Raw genomic sequence first — 20720 nt, forward strand, 5'->3', positions numbered from 1 at the left:
CCATGCGTATCCTCGTGGTCAACGTCAACACCACCGAATCCATCACCGAGACCATCGCCCAACAAGCACGGGCGGTGGCTTCACCGGGCACCGAGATTGTCGGGCTCACCCCGTACTTCGGCGCCGAATCGGTGGAAGGCAATTTTGAGAGCTACCTGGCGGCCATCGCCGTGATGGACCGGGTGATGACCTACGACCAGCCCTTTGATGCGGTGATCCAGGCCGGCTATGGCGAACATGGCCGTGAAGGCCTGCAGGAACTGCTCAATGTGCCGGTGGTGGATATCACCGAAGCGGCGGCCAGCACCGCAATGTTCCTGGGGCACGCCTACTCGGTGGTGACCACCCTGGACCGCACGGTGCCGCTGATTGAAGACCGGCTGAAACTCGCCGGCCTCTACCAGCGTTGTGCTTCGGTGCGCGCCAGCGGCATGGCGGTGCTGGAACTGGAAGAAGACCCGCTGGGCGCCATGGAGGCCATCGTGCGCCAGGCCGAACTGGCCATCCGCGACGACAAGGCCGAGGTGATCTGCCTGGGCTGCGGCGGCATGGCCGGGCTGGATGAGCAGATTCGCCAGCGCACCGGGGTGCCGGTGGTGGATGGAGTGACGGCGGCGGTGATGGTGGCCGAGTCGTTGGTGCGGTTGGGGTTGTCGACGTCGAAGGTCAGGACGTACGCCACGCCGCGACCAAAGAAGGTCATCGGCTGGCCGGGTAAGTTCGGGCGGTAGACCGATGCGCCTGCATCGCGGGCAAGCCCGGCTCCCACATTGGATCGCGATCACTGTGGGAGCCGGGCTTGCCCGCGATGGCCACGACTCGATGTAAGGCCGTGCTCAGATAGCACTGAACCGTTGAGCCAGTTTTTGCTCGGCAAACTGCTCAATAACGAAATCCACAAACGCCCGCGTCTTGCCCGGCAGCAATTTATGCTCGGCGTAGTAGATGGAAATATTGCCGTCGTCCACATACCAATCGGGTAACACCCGCACCAACGCACCGCTGTCCAGGAACGGCACCGCCATCGGCATGCTCACCAGCGCGATGCCAAGGCCCTGGGCACTGGCGCAGCACGCGGCTTCGGAGTCGCTCATGGTCATCGCCGGTTTCAGCACTAAAGGGCTGTGCTCGCGCTCACGGTGGGTCAGTTGCCATGAGCGCACCCGGCCAGTCTGCGGCGAGCGAATCAAGATGCCGAGGCAGTGCGACAGGTCGTCGGGCGCCAGCACCAGCGAGCGCCGCGCCAGGTAATCCGGCGACGCCACCAGCACCCGGTGCGCCGGGGTCAACTTGCGCGCCACCACGCCTTGGGGCAGCTCAAAACCACCGCCGATAGCGGCATCGAAGCCTTGGCCGATCAGGTCGACCTGGCGGTTATCGAAGTGCCAGTCCGGACTGATATCCGGAAAGCGCCGCATAAATTCGCCCAACAAAGGCACCACATACCGATTGCCGAACACCGGCCCCATACTGACCTTGAGTGTACCCACCGGCCGCCCTTCGGCACTGGCCAGGTTGGCGACCGCATTCTGGATGGTGGTGAGGCTGCCGCTGACTTCCGCCAGGAACATCTTGCCGGCTTCGGTCAGCGCCAGGCGCCGAGTGCTGCGCTGAAACAGCCGCACACCGAGGCGCGCCTCCAGCTTGGCGACGCTTTTACCCACCGCAGCAGGCGTGAGGCTCAGGTGCCGTGCAGCCTCGGCAAAGCTGCCACCCTCGGCGCTGCGCACAAAGCATTCGATACTGCCAAAGCTTTCCATATCGCCCCACTCTAAACTTTTGGTTTACACAGACTATAGCAACCACGGGCTACCGAGCTGCGCGGGTGAGGTCGATACTCGCCCCATCAACTACCTCGGAGATCGACATGACCACACACAACCTCACCGGCAAAGTCGCCTTGATTCAAGGCGGTTCCCGCGGCATCGGCGCCGCCATCGTCAAGCGCCTCGCCGCCCAGGGCGCAGCGGTTGCCTTTACCTACGTCAGTTCGGCCGCCAAGGCCCAAGCGTTGCAGAACGAAGTGATCAGCGAAGGCGGCAAAGCCCTGGCGATACAGGCCGACAGCGCCGATGCCACGGCGATTCGCGCTGCGGTGAAGGCTACAGTCGAGGCGTTTGGACGCCTGGATATCCTGGTGAATAACGCTGGCGTGCTGGCCATCGCGCCGCTGGACGAATTCAAGCTGGAAGACTTCGACCAGACCTTGGCGATCAACGTACGCAGCGTATTTATCGCCACCCAGGAAGCCGCCAAGCACATGGGCGAAGGTGGCCGGGTGATCAATATCGGCAGCACCAACGCCGAACGCATGCCCTTTGGCGGTGGCGGGCCCTACGCCATGAGCAAAGCGGCGCTGGTGGGGTTGACCAAGGGGTTGGCACGGGACCTGGGGCCACGGGGCATTACCATCAACAACGTGCAGCCTGGGCCGGTGGACACCGATATGAACCCGGCGAACAGTGATTTTGCCGAAAGCCTGATCGGGTTGATGGCGGTAGGTCGGTATGGGCATGTGGAGGAGATCGCCAGTTTTGTGGCATATCTGGCTGGGCCGGAAGCGGGCTACATCACCGGCGCCAGCCTGACCATCGATGGTGGGTTCAGCGCCTGATTCTTTGCAGAACCGCAACCCAAATGTGGGAGCGGGCTTGCTCGCGAAGGCGGTGGGTCAGTTGATAAATCTACTGACTGACACCCTGCATTCGCGAGCAAGCCCGCTCCCACATTTTTGACCGCGCGGGGTCAGGCCATGGGAGGCAAGCCGTAGGCGGCCAGGTCAAAGTCGGCGAGTTTGCGAATAATCAGGTCAGCATGCTGGTACTTGCTGTCCGCCATGGCCTCATCGGGCACCGCAATGGCGGTCATGTTGGCAGCCTTCGCCGCCGTCACGCCAAACGGCGAGTCTTCGAACACCAGGCAATCCTCAGGTGCTACACCCAACCGACGCGCGGCGGTGAGGAAGATATCCGGCGCGGGCTTGGCGGCGCCGACTTCCGGGTCGTCGGCGGTGACGATGGTGTCGAACAGGCCAAACCATTCACGGTGCAGGGTGGTCTTGTGGCCAAACGAATTACGCGATGAACTGGTGCCCACCGCAATCGGAATATTGTGCGCCTTCAAATGCCGCACCAACGCCTCGGCGCCGGGCATGCCCAGGGCCTTGGGAAAACGCTCGCTCATCAGCGGTTCACGAATTTCCAGAAACTCGGCGGGCGTGATCGGCAGGTCCAGCGCCTTGACCACATAGTCGGCCAAATCCTGGGCCCCCCGCCCGATGATGTGCTGTTTGATGCTCCAGTCGTAGGTACGGCCATAGCGTTCGGCAATGATCTGTGTGACTTCGGTGTAGATGCCTTCGGTATCCAGCAACAACCCGTCCATATCGAAAATCACGGCCTTGATCGGGACAGCGGTACGCGGTGCATTCATCACAACACAACCTTGGGGCGAGGACTAAAAGGATTCAGCACAATAACGGCCCTCGTTGCCTGCAAGCAACCTTCGTGGACCACGACCGCTGATTCATGACCCGTTGACGCGGTTCTGAAAATATCGATTGAAAACCTTATAAAAGACTTATTAGACTTCCATGAACTCAATCCAATGGGCGCGAAAAGCCGTCAAACAATTGCTTCGGTTGCATTCGTACCATCAGCATTTTCGACTGGGACGGCAGCATCCAGGTCGTCAGCATCCAAGATGGTTAAAAAACGTGACGAGCGAACCTACTGCCGTACAGATCATCCACAATACGCAGGGCAAGCCAGCCTATGTGGTGATTCCCTATGAACACTATGTGGCGCAGCAAAACGATCCAAACCTGATCCCCCATGCGGTAGTCAGCCGCCTGGTGGATGGCGCAACACCTATCCGCGCGTGGCGCGAGCACCTGAGCTTGACCCAGGAAGAAGTCGCCCAACGCCTGGGTATTTCACAATCGGCATTTGCCCAGCAGGAAGCGGTCAGCAAACCTCGCCGCACCACGCGGGAAAAGATAGCCAAGGCGTTCGGTATCAATGCCAGTCAACTGGAGCTATAACGTCACCCGGCAAGAATTCACGTATTCCTTTACTCAGATCGAGCTCAAACATGCTCTACCGCCTAGCCGCCGACGGCCTCGTGCTGTTCCACCTGGCCTTTATCCTGTTCGTGCTGTTCGGTGGCCTGCTCACCCTGAAGTGGCCCAGGGTAATGTGGCTGCACTTGCCCGCCGTTGCCTGGGGCATCTCGGTGGAGGTGCTGCACCTGCCCTGCCCGCTCACCCGTTGGGAAAACCTGTTTCGCCACCTGGCCGGGCAGGACGGTTATGGCGGCGGGTTTATCGAGCACTACATCCTCACGCTGATCTACCCCGCCGGGCTGACTGCCAATATCCAATTGCTGTTGGGAGCCGTGGTGGTGGTGATCAACCTCGCGGTGTATGGGCGGGTTATTCGCCGTTACGTACAGGCTTGAGACAGCGGCGCTGGTGAAAAATCAGCGCACCTCAATCCGTCGTGGTTGCATCTATATGTGGGAGCTGTCGAGCCCCAGCGAGGCTGCGATGGGATCACCGCAGAGCACGCGCCAAACTGAGCCATCTGCATCCCAGCCTCGCTGATCGATTTCAATCTGCCATCTGAGCGCTTAAAGTGTCGCCCCCGAGAATTGAATCTCGAGCTTGAATCTATGGAGTTATAAGTGAAATACCTCAGTAAAGTCGTAGCAGCAGCCGTACTTGGTTTCACCCTGGCAGGTTGCACCGGCACCGCCATGAAAACCCAGCAATACGACGCCAGCCAATACACCGTGCTGGGCCACAGCGAAGCCAGCGCCACCGGCATCATGCTGCTGGGCGTCATCCCCATTGGCCAGAACAACCGCTTCGTGCGCGCCCAGGATGCAGCCATCAAGGCCAAGGGCGGCGACGCGCTGATCAACACCCAAGTGCAGGAAAAGTGGTTCTGGGCCTGGGTATTGAACGGCTACACCACCAAGATCTCCGGTGATGTGATCAAGCTGAAAACCGCGCAGTAAGTATGAAACTGCCAGGGCGCTGACCCCGGCAAGCGACGTATCATGGGCCTGACCTTCGAGGATGGCCCATGAATCTCAGTATCGCTTACGCACTCGCCGCCGCCGCCCTGTTCGGGGCCAGCACCCCGCTGGCCAAAAGCCTTGGCCTGGGCCTCTCTCCCATCCTGCTCGCCGGCCTGCTCTACCTCGGCAGCGGCATCGGCCTTGCCGGTGTGCGCTTGATCCGTGATCGCGGCTGGAAACCTACCGGGCTAACCCCATCGGAATGGCCCTGGCTACTCGGCGCCATAGCCTTCGGCGGCATCCTCGGCCCCGTTGCATTGATGTTCGGCCTGACCCGCACCACCAGCGCTAGCGCCTCGCTAATGCTCAACCTTGAGTCGGTACTGACCGCCGTGATCGCCTGGGTCGTGTTCCGCGAAAACGCCGACCGACGCATCGTCCTCGGCATGCTCGCCATTGTGCTGGGCGGCGTGGTGTTGTCAGGGTCCGGTGCTGACGGCAGCCGCCAGGACTGGACCGGACCGCTTGCCGTTGCGCTGGCGTGTTTGTGCTGGGGGATCGATAACAACCTCACGCGCAAAGTGTCCGCGTCTGACGCATTGTTTATCGCAGGTGCCAAAGGCTTGATTGCGGGGCTGGTCAATTGCAGCCTGGCACTTTACCTCGGGGCGCAGATTCCCGGCATGGCGCAACTGGCGCCGATTCTACTGGTAGGTTTCCTCGGCTATGGCATCAGCCTGGTGATGTTCGTGCTGGCCCTCCGCGGGCTGGGCAGCGCGCGCACCGGCGCCTACTTCTCCACGGCACCCTTTCTCGGTGCTGCAGTGGCGTTGCTGGTGTTTGGCGAGTCGGTGACCGTGGCCTTCTGGATTGCCTCGGCGCTGATGGCCGTGGGCGTGTGGCTGCACCTGACGGAGCGGCATGCCCATGAGCATCTGCATGAGGCAACGCAACATGGGCATTGGCATGTGCATGATGAGCATCATCAACATGAGCATGGGTTTGAGTGGGACTCGAAGGTGCCTCATAGCCATGTGCATGCACATGGGGTGATGAGGCATAGCCATGCGCATTTTCCGGATGTGCATCATCGGCATAGGCATTGAGGGCGGGCTTAGGCATAGGGTGTGACGTCATGCGGCCGCAGACTGAAAGGCCAGACAACTGAGCTGATAAAAGTTGTACTTTTCAAACCCAGAAATCACAAAACCCCTGGTTTCTTTCGAAACCAGGGGTTTTGTTTACATCGAATTTGGCGGTGAAGGAGAGATTCGAACTCTCGATACAATTTCTTGTATACACACTTTCCAGGCGTGCTCCTTAAGCCACTCGGACACTTCACCGTATCTCGTCAAACCAGTTCAGTCTGTCGAGGCGCGCTAATGTAGTCGAAAGCCTTTCTGATGGCAAAGGTTTTTTTCAGAATTTTCATGCGCTTAGACGGTTATGCCATTCCCCTCCCGGCGAGGGGTGGTGATTGTGCCATTCTCGGGCATCGGCGGCAGGCGTCTGGAGCGCTTGCTGCGCCCTGCTGCGGGGTGTCTACCCATGGGGACGCGGGAAAAGCCTGACTGGGTAGTCAGTCACGGCGCTTTACCCGCGGGGGCGTGGTGAGTAACGTCTGTGCATCTATCTCTATAACAAGCCCTACAAGGAACCGCGTCATGAGTGAGTTGATTGCCTACCACTTCGAAGACGGTATCGCGACCCTGACCCTGAGCAACGGCAAGGTGAATGCCATTTCTCCGGCGGTGGTCAGTGAGTTTAATGCGGCGCTGGATCAGGCCGAGAAGGATCGGGCGGTGGTGATCATCACGGGCACGCCGGGGATTTTGTCGGGCGGTTATGATTTGAAGGTGATGACCGCCGGCCCGAAAGAGGCGATCAGCCTGGTGACTTCAGGTTCAACCCTGGCGCGGCGGATGTTGGCGCATCCGTTCCCGGTAATCGTGGCCTGCCCAGGCCATGCGGTGGCCAAGGGCGCGTTCCTGTTGTTGTCGGCCGATTATCGGATTGGCGTCGAAGGCCCGTTCAGCATTGGCCTCAATGAAGTGGCGATTGGCATGACCATGCACCATGCCGGTATCGAGTTGGCGCGGGATCGCCTGCGTAAGTCGGCGTTTCAGCGTTCGGTGATCAATGCCGAGATGTTTGATCCACAAGGCGCCCTGCACGCCGGTTTCCTTGACAAGGTGGTGGCACCGGAAGAACTGCACGCGGCTGCACTGGAAGCGGCACGGCAGTTGAAGACGATCAATATGAACGCGCACAAACACACTAAGTTGAAAGTACGCCGCACACTGCTCGAAGCCCTGGACGATGCAATTATCCAGGATCAGGGCCATAGCCTGAGCTAAGTCCTACACCTTTCGTGCCTGAGCCCGACCTTGAGTCGGGCTTTTTCTTACCTATGAATGTGAAACCTCCATAACCGCTCTAGTTAGCCGTTATCGGCCAATGTGGACACATGCGCTTAAACATCGGCTATCTCCTACGTCTGTAGGGGCAATTGCCGAATACAGTGCACATCCGTACACTGCGCCACCTTTTGTCCCGATGGGCCGTGTCGATGCTTTTTCTGTTGCGTATGTTGTTGATGGGCCTGCATTTTATGATCGCCGGCGTGCTGGGTGTGCTGGTCGGTGTGTGCCGGCCGTTCAATCCGGACAACAGCCGTCTCTGCGCTCGCCTCTATGCGTTGCCAGCCATGCGGATCCTGGGCTTGAACGTGAAGGCCGACGTCGACTCGCTGCGCAACAAGCCCGGTACCTGCGTGGTGATCGCCAACCATCAGTCCAACTACGATCTGTTTGTGCTCGGCAATGTAGTGCCGCATCGCACGGTCTGCATCGCCAAGAAAAGCCTGAAATGGGTACCGCTGTTCGGCCAGCTGTTCTGGCTGGCGGGCAATGTGCTGATTGACCGTGGCAATGCACACAAGGCGCGGCGTGCGATGCTGACCACCACGCATACCTTGCAGCATGAGGACACGTCGATCTGGGTGTTCCCGGAGGGCACGCGCAACCTGGGCAAAGGGTTGTTGCCGTTCAAGAAAGGCGCGTTTCATATGGCGATTGCGGCCGGTGTGCCTATTGTGCAGGTGTGTGTCAGCAATTACGTGACGCAGATGAAGCTCAATCGCTGGGCCAGCGGCAGTGTGCTGATACGCTCGTTGCCGCCGATTCCTACCTGTGGGTTGACGGTGGATGACATCCCTCATTTGCTGCTGACGTGTCAAACGCAGATGGATGAGTGCATCGCGCAGATGGACCGTGAGCTTGTAGGAGCGAGCTTGCTCGCGAAAAACGTATAAGCGACGCGGGTCACCTGATGGCGCTGCGTTATCGGTGACGATTTTCGCGAGCAAGCTCGCTCCTATAGGGGAGTGGGCAATGTCGGTGAGCAACAACGGAACGCCATTCAGGCTAAGCTGCCCAACATCTGTCCTCTTGATAAGAAGTGATCAGCACCATGGGTAGAGTTGTTGCGGCTGCCGTCTACAGCGCCGGTAAGAAAGTCTCGGATATTACTCTCGATGAAGGCGCGGCCTGGGCCGCCAAACCTGGGCACTTTGTGTGGATCGGCTTGGAAGAGCCCAGTGCCCAGGAATTGAACAACCTGCAACGCCAGTTCAACCTGCACGAGCTGGCGATCGAAGACGCCATGGAAAAACACAGCCGTCCGAAGCTGGAAACCTTCGGCGATGCGCTGTTTATCGTCACCTACTCACCGGTGCGCGAGAACGGCAAGCTGGAGTTTATCGAGACCCATATCTTTGCCGGCAACGGCTACATCATCACCGCCCGCAATGGCCACTCGGCGTCCTACGGTTTTGTGCGCCAGCGTTGTGAGGCGCGCCCGTTGTTGCTGGAGCATGGGGAAGATTTCGTACTCTACGCGTTGCTGGATTTTGTCACCGAAAACTATCAGCCGGTGAGCGAGGCGATCCACGCCGAGATCGATGAGCTGGAGCGTAACGTGCTGTGCAGTTCACTCAACGAGCGTGATATCCAGCACCTCCACGGCCTGCGCCGCGATGTGTTGCGGCTCAAGCGGCACGTGGCGCCCATGGTCGAGATCAGCCAGGAGTTGCAGAAGCTCAGCTTCCCGTTTATTGACAAGAACATGCGCCCGTATTTTCGTGATGTGCAAATCCACGTTACGCGGCAGATGGAAGACCTCACCACCTTGCGCGACATCGCCAGCCAGACCATCGAGATCGGTGTGCTGCTGGAAGCCTCGCGCCAGAGCGTGGTGCAGCGCAAGTTCGCCGCGTGGGCGGCGATCCTGGCGTTCCCCACGGCGGTGGCGGGGATTTATGGGATGAACTTCCAGAACATGCCCGAACTGCAATGGCACTACGGCTATTTTGCGGTGCTCGGGTTTATTACCCTGGGCTGTACCGGGCTATGGGCCAGCTTCAAACGTTCGGGCTGGCTTTAAGCCTTGGCTTCAGGCTGATGCGCAACGAAGCGCATCATCCATTCCGCCACGGTGACGCCGTGGTGGTCGCGTTCCAGGCTGGCCACGCCGTTGCTGTAGACCTTTTCACCCAGGGTTGTCTGAAGTATTTCCAGCAACTCGCGGGAATAGTCGTGAACAAACTCCGGATGGCCCTGGAAGCACAGCACCTGGTCGCCGATGTGATACGCGGCAAACGGGCAGAATTCGCTGGAAGCGATGACCGTGGCATTGTCCGGCAATGTAGTGACTTGGTCCTGGTGGCTGATCAACATCCTCAGCTCAGGCACCTCGGGGCTCATCCACGGGGCCTTGGCGTCCAGCTTGTAGTCGTGGGTGCCCATGCCCCAGCCCTGGCTGGCACGCTCGGCCTTGCCGCCCAGCAGCAGCGCGAGCAATTGATGGCCGAAGCACACACCCAGCAGCTTGTCGCCACGCTCATAGCGCGTGAGCAGGTAGGTCTTGAGGGTCTGGATCCAAGGGTCGGTCCCGAACGAATCGGCCTTGCTGCCGGTGATCAGGTACGCGTCAAACACCTCGTCATCCGGCGGGTATTCGCCCTGCACCACGTTGTAGACGACAAACTCGGCGGCAATCGGTTGCTTGGCGAACAGGCGCTTGAACATCTGCCCATAGCCTTGGTACTCATCGATCAAAGCGGGACGCAGAATATCGGTTTCCAGGATGCAGACGCGTAGCGACATAAAAAATACCTGACACGGCGATGGGAATATTGCACACCCAGAGCCTGCCTTGAAATACCCCCCCAAAGCAAGCCCCCAATGGGCACCCACACACACTGTAGGAGCGAGCTTGCTCGCGAAAAACGTCAACGATAACGCAGGTAGCCTGGATAAAAGCGTTGCCAGTGCGTTCTTCGCGAGCAAGCTCGCTCCTACAGTGGAACGTCTAAAACAGTGCGCCTTTTGCGGCTTTTTCCAGCAACAACGCCGGCGGCGAGAAGCGCTCCCCGTACTCCTCGGCGAGGTAGCGGGCGCGGGCGATGAAGTCGTTCAGCCCGTACTGGTTGATAAACTGCAACGCGCCGCCACTCCATGCGGCAAAGCCGATGCCGAAGATGGAACCGACGTTGGCGTCCGCCGTGGACATCAACACGCCCTCCTCCACGCAGCGTACGGTTTCGATGGCTTGGATAAACAGCAAGCGGTCACGCACGTCCTGGGGTGAGATTTGCTTACCGGGCTGTTCAAAGCGGGTTTTCAGCTCAGGCCACAGATGCTTCTGACCGCCAGCGGGATAATCGTAAAAACCAGCGCCGGCCGCCTTGCCCGTGCGCTTGTATTCGTTCACCAACAGATCGATCACCGCCGTCGCCGGGTGGTTCGGCATGGCCTTGCCTTCGGCCTGCAGGTCCTTGGCCGTTTGCTGTCGGATATGGCTCATCAGGCTCAGGGACACTTCATCGGACACCGCCAGCGGCCCCACTGGCATCCCGGCCTTGCGCGCTTCGGTCTCGATCATCGGCGCCGCCACGCCTTCGCCGAGCATGGCGATGCCTTCGTTGGTAAAGGTGCCGAATACCCGCGAGGTAAAGAAACCGCGACTGTCGTTGACCACAATCGGGGTTTTCTTGATTTGCAGTACGAAGTCAAACCCTCGGGCCAGGGTTTCGTCGCTGGTGCGCGCACCTTTGATGATTTCCACCAGGGGCATCTTGTCCACGGGGCTGAAGAAGTGCAGGCCGATGAACTTGGCTTGATCGGGCACCGCCGTGGCCAGGCCGCTGATGGGCAAGGTGGAGGTGTTGGAGGCGATCACCGCGTCGGCCCCCACCACGTTTTGCGCCGCAGCCGAGACCTTGGCCTTGAGTGCGCGGTCTTCGAACACGGCCTCGATGATCAGGTCGCAGCCGGCCAGGTCGGCGTCATCCTGAGTAGGATGAATGCGCGCCAGGGTGGTTTCGCGCTGTTCGGCGGTCAGTTGCCCACGGCTGACCTTCCTGTCCAGCAATGCAGCCGAATGGGCTTTGCCTTTTTCGGCGGCGGCCAGGGTGATGTCCTTGAGCACCACCTCGATACCCGCACAGGCACTGACATAGGCGATGCCCGCGCCCATCATCCCGGCGCCGAGCACACCGACCTTACGCGTGACGTAGGGCGCATAGCCCTGGGGGCGTGAGCTGCCGGCATTGATTTGGTTGAGCTGGAACCAGAAGGTGCCGATCATGTTTTTTGCCACATGCCCGGTCACCAGTTCGGTGAAGTAGCGGGTTTCGATCAGGTGCGCGGTGTCGAAGTCCACTTGGGCGCCCTCCACGGCGGCACAGAGGATTTTCTCCGGCGCGGGGAAGCAGCCCTGGGTCTTGCTGCGCAAAATCGACGGCGCAATGGCGAGCATCTGCGCGACTTTAGGGTGGGACGGCGTGCCGCCGGGAATCGCGTAACCCTTGTTGTCCCAGGGTTGCCTGACTTCGGGGTTAGCCAGAATCCAGGCACGGGCCTTGGCCAGCAATGCCTCGCGATCCGCCGCCACCTCATCAATCAAGCCCGCTTGCAGGGCCTGGGCAGGCCGCACCTTTTTACCTTCGAGCAAATACGGCAAGGCTTTTTCCAGGCCAAGCATGCGCACCATCCGCACCACGCCGCCGCCCCCTGGCAACAGGCCAAGGGTCACTTCCGGTAAACCCAGTTGCACTGACTTGTCGTCCAGCGCGACCCGGTGGTGGCAGGCCAGGCAAATCTCCCACCCACCGCCCAGGGCCGCGCCATTGATCGCGGCCACCACCGGTTTGCCGAGGGTTTCCAGGCGGCGCAACTGCGCTTTCAACACCAACACACTGTCGTAGAACGCCTTGGCCTGGGCTTTGTCGACCTTGATCAGCTCATTGAGGTCGCCGCCGGCAAAAAAGGTTTTCTTGGCCGAGGTGATCACCACCCCGGCGATCTCGTCCTTTTCCGCTTCCAGGCGCGTGAGGGTGGCCGCCATGGCTTCACGGTAGGCGGCGTTCATGGTGTTGGCGCTCTGGCCGGGCATGTCGAGGGTCAGCACCACGATCTGGTCCTGGCCTTTTTCGTAACGAATGGCATCGGTCATGACAAATTCCTTAGGCTCAGAGGCGTTCGATAATGGTGGCGATTCCCATGCCACCGCCGACACACAAGGTGGCCAGGCCGTAGCGTTGCTGGCGCACCTCCAGCTCGTCGAGCAAGGTGCCGAGGATCGCGCAGCCGGTGGCGCCCAAGGGGTGGCCCATGGCGATGGAGCCGCCGTTGACATTGACCCGTGCGGCGTCGATGCCCATGTCCTTGATGAACTTGAGCACCACCGAAGCAAAGGCTTCGTTGACTTCGAACAGGTCGATGTCTTCAACCCGCAGGCCGGCCTTGGCCAGCGCCTTGCGAGTGGCCGGCGCGGGGCCGGTGAGCATGATGGTCGGGTCGGTGCTGGTCACCGCCGTGGCGACAATGCGCGCCCGTGGTTGCAGGCCCAGCTCGCGGCCCTTGGCCTCGGAGCCGATCAACATCAGCGCGGCGCCGTCCACGATCCCGGAGCTGTTGCCCGGCGTGTGCACATGGTGGATGCGCTCCACGTGGCTGTAGACCCGCAGCGCGGTGGCATCGAAGCCCATCTGGCCCATCATTTCGAAGCTGGGCTTGAGCTTACCCAAGCCCTCGAGGGTTGAGTCGCCACGGATAAATTCGTCATGGTCCAGCAGCACGATGCCGTTCTGGTCGTGCACCGCGATCAGCGACTTATTGAAGGAACCGTCTGCCCGCGCCCTGGCGGCTTTCTGCTGGGACTGTAGGGCAAAACTGTCGACATCCTGGCGCGTGAAGCCTTCCAGGGTGGCGATCAGGTCGGCGCCAATGCCTTGGGGGGTGAAGTGGCTGTGCATATTGGTTTGCGGGTCGAGTACCCAGGCGCCGCCATCGCTGCCCATGGGCACGCGGGACATGGATTCGACACCGCCAACCACCACTAGGTCTTCGAAGCCGGAACGCACCTTCATCGCCCCCAGGTTCACCGCTTCCAGGCCCGACGCGCAGAAGCGATTGACCTGCACACCGGCAACACAGACATCCCAGTCGGCCACCAGCGCGGCGGTCTTGGCGATATCGGCGCCTTGGTCCCCCACCGGTGTGACGCAGCCCAGGACGATGTCATCCACTTGGCGGGTGTCGAGGTCGCTGCGTTGCGCCAGCGCCGTAAGCAGGCCCGCCACCAGGTTTACCGGCTTGACGCTGTGCAGGGCACCATCGGCCTTGCCTTTACCCCGGGGCGTGCGTATCGCATCAAAGATCAAAGCTTGGGTCATGACATCCTCGAACCGCTGTGGGTGTGTGCCCCTACCTTAGGCCCGATTGACACGGTTTCAATGACGGATGCGCTCATTGCTTTTGACCCCCTCGCTCGGACGAACGGTAGGTCCCTATGGGAAAACCCTGATTAATCGTTTTAGCGGTCTAGCCCTAGGGTTGGCGCCAAGATGGCAATAAGCCTCATGCCGTTTTTAGCGCAAATGCTTATTAGCTGATATGAAATGGGTCTAAGCCAGAAAGAACGGGCGCTCTAAGGTTGAACTTGTAAGACGCTGCTGCCGGGTTTTGCTGGAGCAGCTGTAAGAAAAGTGCAACGTCACCTCGCGATACTGGATACAACGGCACGCATTTGACGCTCAGGAATAACAACAAAAGAAAAGGCAGTCAGCCATGTTCAAACAATCGAAAGTACGTCAGGCGGGACTTATTCTGTTCGCCACCACCCTGATTCTGATCTTGCCCAATTTACCCAAGGTTATTGGGTGAAGATTGCGCTCCCACCGGTCGTGAACGCACCGCACCAGGCCAGCAGCTTTTGGCAGCACCTGCCAGGACATTGCGCTTAGCGCGCCTGTTGCAGGGGCTGTCTTTTTACCTGCCGTTTTCCGTTATCGTGTGCGCCCTTACTCTCTTGCAACGGGCCTGTGCCTTGAAACCGATCCTAGCCCTTTTTGCCCTGCTGCTCAGCCTGCCTGCGGCGGCGGCACCCTTGACCATCGAGCTGGACCACAGCCAAAAGACCTGGCAGACCGCCGAGTTGCTCAAGCACCCCGACGCTCAGACGGTGCAGATCGTCGATGATGTGTCCTACAAGCGCACGATGACCTATCGCGCGGTGCCCCTCGCGGTGCTCTTACCGGGCCTTAAAGCTGCGAACCACCTGCAAGCCGTTGCCCTTGATGGTTTTGCCGCCGAACTTGCCGCCGCACCGTTACTGGAAAAAAACGGCGCCCGCGCCTGGCTGGCCGTGGAAGACCCGGCGCATCCATGGCCACCGCTGGCGCAAGGCAAGCCCAGCGCCGGGCCGTTCTATCTGGTCTGGACCCACCCTCAAGCCGGGCATATCAGCCCGGAACAGTGGCCGTTCCAGGTATCGAAATTCAAACAGTTGCAGACGGTTGGCGAGCGTTTCCCGGCGTTATTGCCCGACCAGAAACTGGCGGCGAACGACCCGATCAACCAGGGCTTTGCGTTGTTCCAGAAGAACTGCCTGGCGTGCCATCGCCTCAATGGCGGCGGTGATGCCCAGATGGGCCCGGACCTGAATGTGCCCTACAACCCCACCGAGTATTTCAGCGGAGATTTCCTCAAGCGTTACATCCGCGATCCGCAAAGCCTGAGGCATTGGCCACAGGCGAAGATGCCGGCGTTTACAGCCAGTGTATTGCCAGACAATGAGTTGGATTTGCTGGTGGGGTATCTGCGGCATATGGCAGGCCGCAAGTTGTAGGAGCGAGCTTGCTCGCTCCTACAGTTATCGATCATTCCCACGCAGAGCGCGGGAACGATCATTGCTGCGGCGCCACGAATACCTTGGCATGCATCTGCTCATGCCCACCGCCACGGCGCATGCCGCGTACCGGGCAGGCGTCGAGGTAGTCCAGGCCCACGGCCAGCTTCAAGTGCCGCTCCGGCCGCGCCAGTTGGTTGGTCACGTCAAAGCTGTACCAGGCGTCATCCAGCCAGGCTTCGGCCCAGGCATGGCTGGCCAGGTGCGCGCTGTCTTCGGTGTACAAATACCCCGACACATACCGCGCCGGGATCCCCAGGCTGCGTGCGCAGGCCAGGAACGCATGAGTGTGGTCCTGGCACACCCCAGCGGCACCTGCGAAGGCCTGGGCGGCGCAGGTATCGACGTCGGTCGCGCCGGGGGTGTAAACCATGGCGTGGTTAAGCGCCTGCATCAAGTCGATAAGCGCCGTGCGGTCGCGGCGCTGATGGCAGTGTTGCTCGGCAAACCCGCGCAGGGCGTCGTCGGGCTCGGTGAGACGCGTGGAGCGCAGGAACGGAAAGGCAGACTGGCTTTCATGTTCGGCCTCGCGCAATTCATCGATCTCCACCACGCCCCGGGCGCCGATGATGATGGCGTCGTGGGGTTCATCCAGCGTGAGCACATGCAAGATGTTGCCGAAGGGGTCCACCTGCGCCCGCACCGGGCGCGGCAGGTCGAGTTGCCAGCTCAGCACGTGCTGGCGCTCGCTGTCATGGGGCGTCAGGCGCAGGTACTGGATGCTGGCGCGCACCTGGTCTTCGTAGTGGTAGGTGGTGTCGTGGCTGATGGAGAGTCTCATGCCGCCTCCAGGTAGGAACTGTAGATGGCGTCGCCCAACTGGCGGACCAAAGGGATAAAGTCGGTCAGCCAGGCATGCAGGCCTTCCTCGAGGATTTCGTCGATGGCGGTAAAGCGCAGGCGCGCATCCATCTCGGCGGCCAGGCGCTGGGCCGGGCGGCCGTTGATGCCGGGCAGGCTGGCGAGGATCTGGTCGATCTCTTCGCTGCAAGCGCGCAGCGAACGCGGCACATCGGCGCGTAACAGCAGCAGCTCGGCCACTTGCCGAGCCCCCGGTGCATCGCGATAAATCTCGGTGTACGCCTCGAATGACGACAGGGCGCGCAGCAACGCACTCCATTGGTAATACGCGTGAGCCGTGCCATCGCTGACCGCCTCAGCCTGTTCGCCGGCCATTTCGTAGCGGGCATCCAGCAGGCGCAGGGTGTTATCGGCGCGCTCAATGAAGGTGCCCAAGCGAATAAAGCGAAAGGCATCGTTGCGCATGATGGTGCCGTAAGTGGCCCCGCGGAACAGGTGGGAACGCTCCTTGACCCACTCACAAAACCGGCTCATGCCGTAGTGGCTCAGCCCCTGCTGGGCGATATCGCGAATGTCCAGCCAGGTGGCGTTGATGTTTTCCCACATGTCGGCGGTGATGCGCCCACGCACCGCATGGGCGCTGGCCCGCGCCGCGCCCAGGCAGCTATAGATGCTCGCCGGGTTGGCCGCGTCCAGGGCAAAAAAGTGCAGCAAGCGTTCAGCGTGCAAGGGGCCATGGCGCGCGTGGTAATCCTCCAGGGTGCCGGTGATCAACAGCGGCATGGCCAGTTCGTGCAGGCCATCACCGCGCCCATCCTGGGGCATCAGCGACAGCGAATAGCTGACATCGAGCATGCGCGCGAGGTTTTCGGCGCGTTCCAGGTAGCGCGACATCCAGTACAAATCCGAGGCAGTTCTACTCAACATGGCATCAGTCCTCGACCACCCAGGTGTCTTTGGTCCCGCCGCCCTGGGACGAGTTGACCACCAGCGAGCCTTCGCGCAGCGCCACGCGGGTCAGGCCACCCGGTACCACACGGGTCTCCTTGCCGGACAACACGAAGGGGCGCAGGTCTATGTGGCGTGGGGCGATGCCGTTTTCGACAAAGGTCGGGCACGTGGATAAACACAGGGTTGGCTGCGCGATATAGGCGTGTGGCTTGGCCTTGATACGCGCCCGGAACGCTTCGATTTCTGCGGTTGTAGACGCCGGGCCAACCAACATGCCGTAGCCGCCTGAGCCTTGGGTTTCTTTGACCACCAGGTCGGGCAGGTTGGCCAGTACGTGGGACAACTCGTCAGGCTTACGGCATTGGAAGGTCGGAACGTTCTGCAGGATCGGTTCTTCGTCGAGGTAGAAGCGGATCATCTCAGTGACGAACGGGTAAACCGATTTATCGTCCGCAACCCCGGTGCCAATGGCATTGGCCAGCACCACATTGCCGCAGCGATAGGCGGCCAGCAGGCCGGGCACACCGAGCATCGAGTCGGGGTTGAATGCCAAGGGGTCGAGAAATGCATCATCGAGGCGACGGTAGATCACATCGACAGCCTTGGGCCCGTCGGTGGTGCGCATGAATACACGGTCATCGCGCACGAACAAATCCGCGCCCTCCACCAACTCCACGCCCATCTCCCGGGCCAGGAAGGCATGTTCGAAGAACGCGCTGTTGAAACGCCCGGGCGTCAGTACCACCACACTGGGGTTATCCAGAGGGCTGGCGCTTTTGAGGGTATCGAGCAGCAAGTTGGGGTAATGGTCGATGGGTGCGATGCGCTGGGCGGCGAACAGCTCGGGGAACAGACGCATCATCATTTTGCGGTCTTCAAGCATGTAGCTGACACCGCTGGGCGTGCGCAGGTTGTCTTCAAGTACGTAGTACGTGCCGTCGCCATCGCGTACGAGGTCGACCCCGGAGATGTGCGAATAGATATCGCGGTGCAAATCCAGGCCCTGCATTGCCAGTTGGTATTGCTCGTTGGCCAGTACCTGTTCGGCAGGAATGATGCCGGCCTTGATGATGCGTTGGTCGTGGTACAGGTCGGCGAGGAACAGGTTCAGCGCCTTGACCCGCTGGATGCAACCGCGCTCGACAATCCGCCATTCACTCGCCGGAATGCTGCGGGGGATGGTGTCAAAGGGGATCAGGCGCTCGGTGCCTTGTTCGTCCCCGTAGAGGGTGAAGGTGATGCCGGCGCGGTGGAACAGCAAATCGGCTTCACGCCGGCGCTGGGCCAGCAGTTCGGCAGGGGTGTCGGCCAGCCAACGGGCGAACTCGCGGTAATGGGGGCGAACCTGCCCTGCCCCATCGTACATTTCATCGTAATAAGTGCGGATCATGCCGTACTCCTTGTCACCCGGACGCAAGAACCTTCGCAAGGCCCGTGCCAGCGGCATAAACACTTAATAATCAATCAGTTGAATAATCCCAGCGGAAGCACTGCACCGTCCTGGTGCGCGCAATTGCCTGGGGCAGACCGTGCGCTTCATTGCAATGCGGTCTTTGGCTATCAACAGCATAGTCAGAGTTGATTTCACTGCCCGCCTGCACATACGGATAATCGCTCACATCGGTTGAACAGGACACGTCCTACAGCCAAACCCTTCGCACATTCAGTAACGTGTTAATTCGTGTACTGATGACTCCTCAGTCTTCCCTTTCCGCCACCCTATCCGGGTGGCTTTTTTTTGCGCGTAAAACGGCCGTACACGATGCGGCGGCCGCCCAAACAAAATCGGCCGACCCAAAGGCCAGCCGATACGCTGTGCTGCTCATAAATACCAACTACATGGGTAACCCACGCACCTCCTGCTTGACGCCCCATCCCTCGATAATCCCACCCAGGGGCTCCACCACTGCCTCAAAGTCTTGCTCGAAATCTCCTATGCCGTCGTAGGTTGCGAACATGATTTTGCTCAGTTCCAGGTACCAGGCGCCATCGTCGCGCGCGCTGACCTGGGCATTGAGGGACTCCCCACGAAATCGACCCGCAGCCCTGCGCGCCCGTTCCTCATCCGGGAAAATGGCGTAGAACTCGATGGGGTGAAAACGCGAGAAATCAAAGCCGCCTTCTTTCATGCGGCGCAGTACGTTGGTGCTGATGTCTTCTTGATAGGCTGTGCTCATGAAACGTCCTCCTCAAACCGATGGATAGACTTTCCGTGCTTCCTGAAGCCCCGCGCCCTGCTGGCGCGGGCACCACGGCATAACAACGCCGCAGGAAAACAAGCATGTAGCTGACAAGACCAGACCTTAGCGATTCATTCGCTGATCTCGATTGCAGAGTAGCGCGAAGCTATCACCTCCACCAGAGGTGCTCGTGTGGCGTGTGAAAAATGTTTAGACGGCGGGGGAAATATCGAGAATCTGGATACTGTTCTGGTCTTTGAGAATCTTGACCGTCGGCTCGGGTTTACGGCCCTCCAGGTCATTGAGATCGAGTTCGGCAGCAATCGGCACCAGCTTCGCACGAATCATATGCGCAGCGTCTTCGAGGCTGGGCTTTTGTTCGCAGGTGAACTGCTGCACGGACTTTTCACCGTGATCATCAACGAAGGTAATTTGCCACGTTTGCATCGGTGCCTCCTCGATAAAACCCATAGGTGGGCTTACAAGTATCTGGACCTTGGCGGCGCGCAAAACGTTCCGCTCAAGCCCGGAGGCACCGGATCAACTGCACTTATTTTTCAGCGTGTTCTTTCAAGGCTTTCAAGGTGTTGAACGGCGCGTCCACCACGAACTTGTTGGCCAACCACGAAGGTACGCTGCCGCCTGGCTCGGTGTGTACCTGATAGGTGACTTCGGTCTGGTTATCGCCCTTTGGCACCAGTTTCCAGAAACCCTCCACCTGGGCGACCCGCACGTAGCCTTTTGCTTCAGGCTTGTAGGTCGGCACACCTTCCAGTTTGCGCGTGACGGTGCCGTCAGCAGCTTTGCTGGTGGTGACGTGGATATACGAGTCGCGGTCCGTCACGGGGAACGGCGCCTTGAACTGGGTGTAGGTCCAGGCCTCGTCGCCTTTCTTGTCGACGAGTTTCTGGGATTTGCATTCGTGGATCCATGCGCAAGCACCGGCCACATCTTCCTGCAGCGCCTGGACCTTGGCCAAAGGCGCCTTGATCACCGTCACACCGCGATACGCCTTGTACTTGGAACCGGCAATCTCGCTCAGGGACACCTTGATACCGTCTTCGTCCTTGGCGACTTGCCAATCTTCAGCCTGGGCAGTGGCCGCAAACAACAGCGTAAATCCGCACAGCACAGCCACTCGTTTCAGCGAACCCATCGTTGTATTCCTTATTGTTGAAGTTCCGATAGTAAAGCCCATCAAGCCGCCGTCATCTGCTCCCACCAGCCGATCAGCCGGATGGCATCGGCCTGGTCGTTGCCACAGACGTCGATATCCGCCTTGAAATCACTGCACACGGCGGGCCGCTGCGGTTGACCGAACAACTGGCACAGTTGTTCCGCCGACAGGTGCACGCAGCGAACGCCAGCGGGTTTGCCCAGGGGCATTCCCGGCAATGGTGAACTGATGGAGGGGGCAATGCAGCATGCGCCACAGCCTTCACGGCATTTCATGACCAGCAGGTCCTCGACGACTCAATAGGGATGGCCGGGCTAGAGTACGCCCTTAAACAGCCG

22 protein-coding genes, 1 tRNA gene and 1 pseudogene are annotated in these 20720 nt (G+C 60.1%); 11 read left to right on the top strand and 13 right to left on the bottom strand.

Features of this window, described 5'->3' with window-relative positions; all coding sequences use genetic code 11:
- Nucleotides 1-2: 2 nt before the first annotated feature.
- Nucleotides 3-731 (top strand): aspartate/glutamate racemase family protein, encoded by a 729-nt coding sequence (locus A7K61_RS11585; protein WP_069557572.1) that lies wholly within the window; start codon nt 3-5, stop codon nt 729-731.
- 105 nt (nt 732-836) lie between these two features.
- On the opposite strand, the gene A7K61_RS11590 is transcribed toward A7K61_RS11585, so the two are convergent.
- Entirely contained in the window at nt 837-1760 is a 924-nt protein-coding gene (locus A7K61_RS11590; protein WP_069557573.1) for a LysR family transcriptional regulator, read from the bottom strand.
- Between the two features lie 107 nt (nt 1761-1867).
- On the opposite strand from A7K61_RS11590, the gene A7K61_RS11595 reads away from it, so the two are divergent.
- A complete protein-coding gene (locus A7K61_RS11595) occupies nt 1868-2614 on the top strand; it encodes a 3-oxoacyl-ACP reductase family protein (protein WP_047711580.1) in 747 nt (248 codons plus the stop codon).
- A 131-nt stretch (nt 2615-2745) separates the two neighbouring features.
- On the opposite strand, the gene A7K61_RS11600 is transcribed toward A7K61_RS11595, so the two are convergent.
- On the bottom strand, nt 2746-3432 hold the full coding sequence (locus A7K61_RS11600; protein ID WP_047711581.1) for an HAD-IA family hydrolase: 687 nt from the start codon (nt 3430-3432) through the stop codon (nt 2746-2748).
- Between the two features lie 230 nt (nt 3433-3662).
- Between A7K61_RS11600 and A7K61_RS34205 the strand changes: the two are divergent.
- From A7K61_RS34205 to A7K61_RS11620, 5 genes and pseudogenes are all read left to right on the top strand, one after another.
- Nucleotides 3663-3732, top strand: a pseudogene (locus A7K61_RS34205) (type II toxin-antitoxin system RelE/ParE family toxin); the annotation flags it as partial.
- A complete protein-coding gene (locus tag A7K61_RS11605) occupies nt 3716-4042 on the top strand; it encodes a helix-turn-helix domain-containing protein (protein ID WP_003193344.1) in 327 nt (108 codons plus the stop codon). The pseudogene A7K61_RS34205 and the gene A7K61_RS11605, both read left to right, overlap by 17 nt.
- 50 nt (nt 4043-4092) lie before the next feature.
- Nucleotides 4093-4458: a DUF2784 domain-containing protein gene (locus A7K61_RS11610; RefSeq protein ID WP_069557574.1), complete on the top strand. Its 366-nt coding sequence runs from the start codon at nt 4093-4095 to the stop codon at nt 4456-4458.
- 225 nt (nt 4459-4683) lie between these two features.
- On the top strand, nt 4684-5019 hold the full coding sequence (locus A7K61_RS11615; RefSeq protein WP_032895768.1) for a hypothetical protein: 336 nt from the start codon (nt 4684-4686) through the stop codon (nt 5017-5019).
- 68 nt (nt 5020-5087) lie between these two features.
- Complete coding sequence (locus A7K61_RS11620) at nt 5088-6128, top strand: DMT family transporter (protein WP_044275130.1); 1041 nt, start codon at nt 5088-5090, stop codon at nt 6126-6128.
- Nucleotides 6129-6275: 147 nt separating this feature from the next.
- On the opposite strand, the gene A7K61_RS11625 is transcribed toward A7K61_RS11620, so the two are convergent.
- A tRNA-Ser gene (locus A7K61_RS11625) sits at nt 6276-6365 on the bottom strand.
- A 321-nt stretch (nt 6366-6686) separates the two neighbouring features.
- Between A7K61_RS11625 and A7K61_RS11630 the strand changes: the two genes are divergently transcribed.
- The 3 genes from A7K61_RS11630 to A7K61_RS11640 all read left to right on the top strand — a co-directional run bounded on the left by A7K61_RS11630 (nt 6687) and on the right by A7K61_RS11640 (nt 9465).
- Nucleotides 6687-7379 (top strand): crotonase/enoyl-CoA hydratase family protein, encoded by a 693-nt coding sequence (locus A7K61_RS11630; protein ID WP_069557575.1) that lies wholly within the window; start codon nt 6687-6689, stop codon nt 7377-7379.
- A gap of 212 nt (nt 7380-7591) precedes the next feature.
- Nucleotides 7592-8335 carry a 1-acylglycerol-3-phosphate O-acyltransferase gene (locus A7K61_RS11635; RefSeq protein ID WP_069557576.1) on the top strand — a complete coding sequence of 248 codons (744 nt, stop codon included), beginning with the start codon at nt 7592-7594 and terminating at the stop codon, nt 8333-8335.
- A gap of 158 nt (nt 8336-8493) precedes the next feature.
- Nucleotides 8494-9465 (top strand): magnesium and cobalt transport protein CorA, encoded by a 972-nt coding sequence (locus A7K61_RS11640; protein ID WP_003193449.1) that lies wholly within the window; start codon nt 8494-8496, stop codon nt 9463-9465.
- Here A7K61_RS11640 and A7K61_RS11645 read toward each other — a convergent pair.
- The 3 genes from A7K61_RS11645 to A7K61_RS11655 form a co-directional block, all read right to left on the bottom strand.
- Complete coding sequence (locus tag A7K61_RS11645; RefSeq protein WP_032895712.1) at nt 9462-10187, bottom strand: amidotransferase; 726 nt, start codon at nt 10185-10187, stop codon at nt 9462-9464. The two genes, A7K61_RS11640 and A7K61_RS11645, sit on opposite strands and share 4 nt — an antisense overlap.
- A gap of 205 nt (nt 10188-10392) precedes the next feature.
- Nucleotides 10393-12537, bottom strand: coding sequence for a 3-hydroxyacyl-CoA dehydrogenase NAD-binding domain-containing protein (locus A7K61_RS11650; RefSeq protein WP_069557577.1), 2145 nt, complete (start codon nt 12535-12537; stop codon nt 10393-10395).
- A 16-nt stretch (nt 12538-12553) separates the two neighbouring features.
- Complete coding sequence (locus A7K61_RS11655) at nt 12554-13759, bottom strand: acetyl-CoA C-acetyltransferase (RefSeq protein ID WP_044275134.1); 1206 nt, start codon at nt 13757-13759, stop codon at nt 12554-12556.
- A 653-nt stretch (nt 13760-14412) separates the two neighbouring features.
- Between A7K61_RS11655 and A7K61_RS11660 the strand changes: the two genes are divergently transcribed.
- Nucleotides 14413-15213 carry a cytochrome c gene (locus tag A7K61_RS11660; RefSeq protein WP_069557581.1) on the top strand — a complete coding sequence of 267 codons (801 nt, stop codon included), beginning with the start codon at nt 14413-14415 and terminating at the stop codon, nt 15211-15213.
- 58 nt (nt 15214-15271) lie between these two features.
- Here the strand turns inward: A7K61_RS11660 and A7K61_RS11665 are convergent, their stop codons facing one another.
- From A7K61_RS11665 to A7K61_RS11695, 7 genes are all read right to left on the bottom strand, one after another.
- Nucleotides 15272-16054, bottom strand: a complete 783-nt coding sequence (locus A7K61_RS11665; RefSeq protein WP_047711586.1) for a transglutaminase family protein — start codon at nt 16052-16054, stop codon at nt 15272-15274.
- On the bottom strand, nt 16051-17001 hold the full coding sequence (locus A7K61_RS11670; protein ID WP_060765933.1) for an alpha-E domain-containing protein: 951 nt from the start codon (nt 16999-17001) through the stop codon (nt 16051-16053). The genes A7K61_RS11665 and A7K61_RS11670 overlap by 4 nt, the downstream gene beginning before the upstream one ends.
- A 4-nt stretch (nt 17002-17005) precedes the next feature.
- Nucleotides 17006-18415, bottom strand: a complete 1410-nt coding sequence (locus tag A7K61_RS11675) for a circularly permuted type 2 ATP-grasp protein (protein ID WP_032895706.1) — start codon at nt 18413-18415, stop codon at nt 17006-17008.
- A 445-nt stretch (nt 18416-18860) separates the two neighbouring features.
- Complete coding sequence (locus A7K61_RS11680; protein ID WP_003193463.1) at nt 18861-19202, bottom strand: ribonuclease E inhibitor RraB; 342 nt, start codon at nt 19200-19202, stop codon at nt 18861-18863.
- Between the two features lie 213 nt (nt 19203-19415).
- The gene (locus A7K61_RS11685; protein ID WP_047711587.1) at nt 19416-19652 is read right to left on the bottom strand and encodes a hypothetical protein; all 237 of its coding nucleotides are present in this window, start codon (nt 19650-19652) and stop codon (nt 19416-19418) included.
- 103 nt (nt 19653-19755) lie between these two features.
- Nucleotides 19756-20361, bottom strand: a complete 606-nt coding sequence (locus tag A7K61_RS11690; RefSeq protein WP_069557578.1) for an START domain-containing protein — start codon at nt 20359-20361, stop codon at nt 19756-19758.
- A gap of 41 nt (nt 20362-20402) precedes the next feature.
- The gene (locus A7K61_RS11695; RefSeq protein WP_047711588.1) at nt 20403-20657 is read right to left on the bottom strand and encodes a YkgJ family cysteine cluster protein; all 255 of its coding nucleotides are present in this window, start codon (nt 20655-20657) and stop codon (nt 20403-20405) included.
- Nucleotides 20658-20720: the final 63 nt, after the last annotated feature.

The organism is Pseudomonas sp. AP42, assembly GCF_001728935.1.
Lineage (GTDB): Bacteria > Pseudomonadota > Gammaproteobacteria > Pseudomonadales > Pseudomonadaceae > Aquipseudomonas > Aquipseudomonas lactis.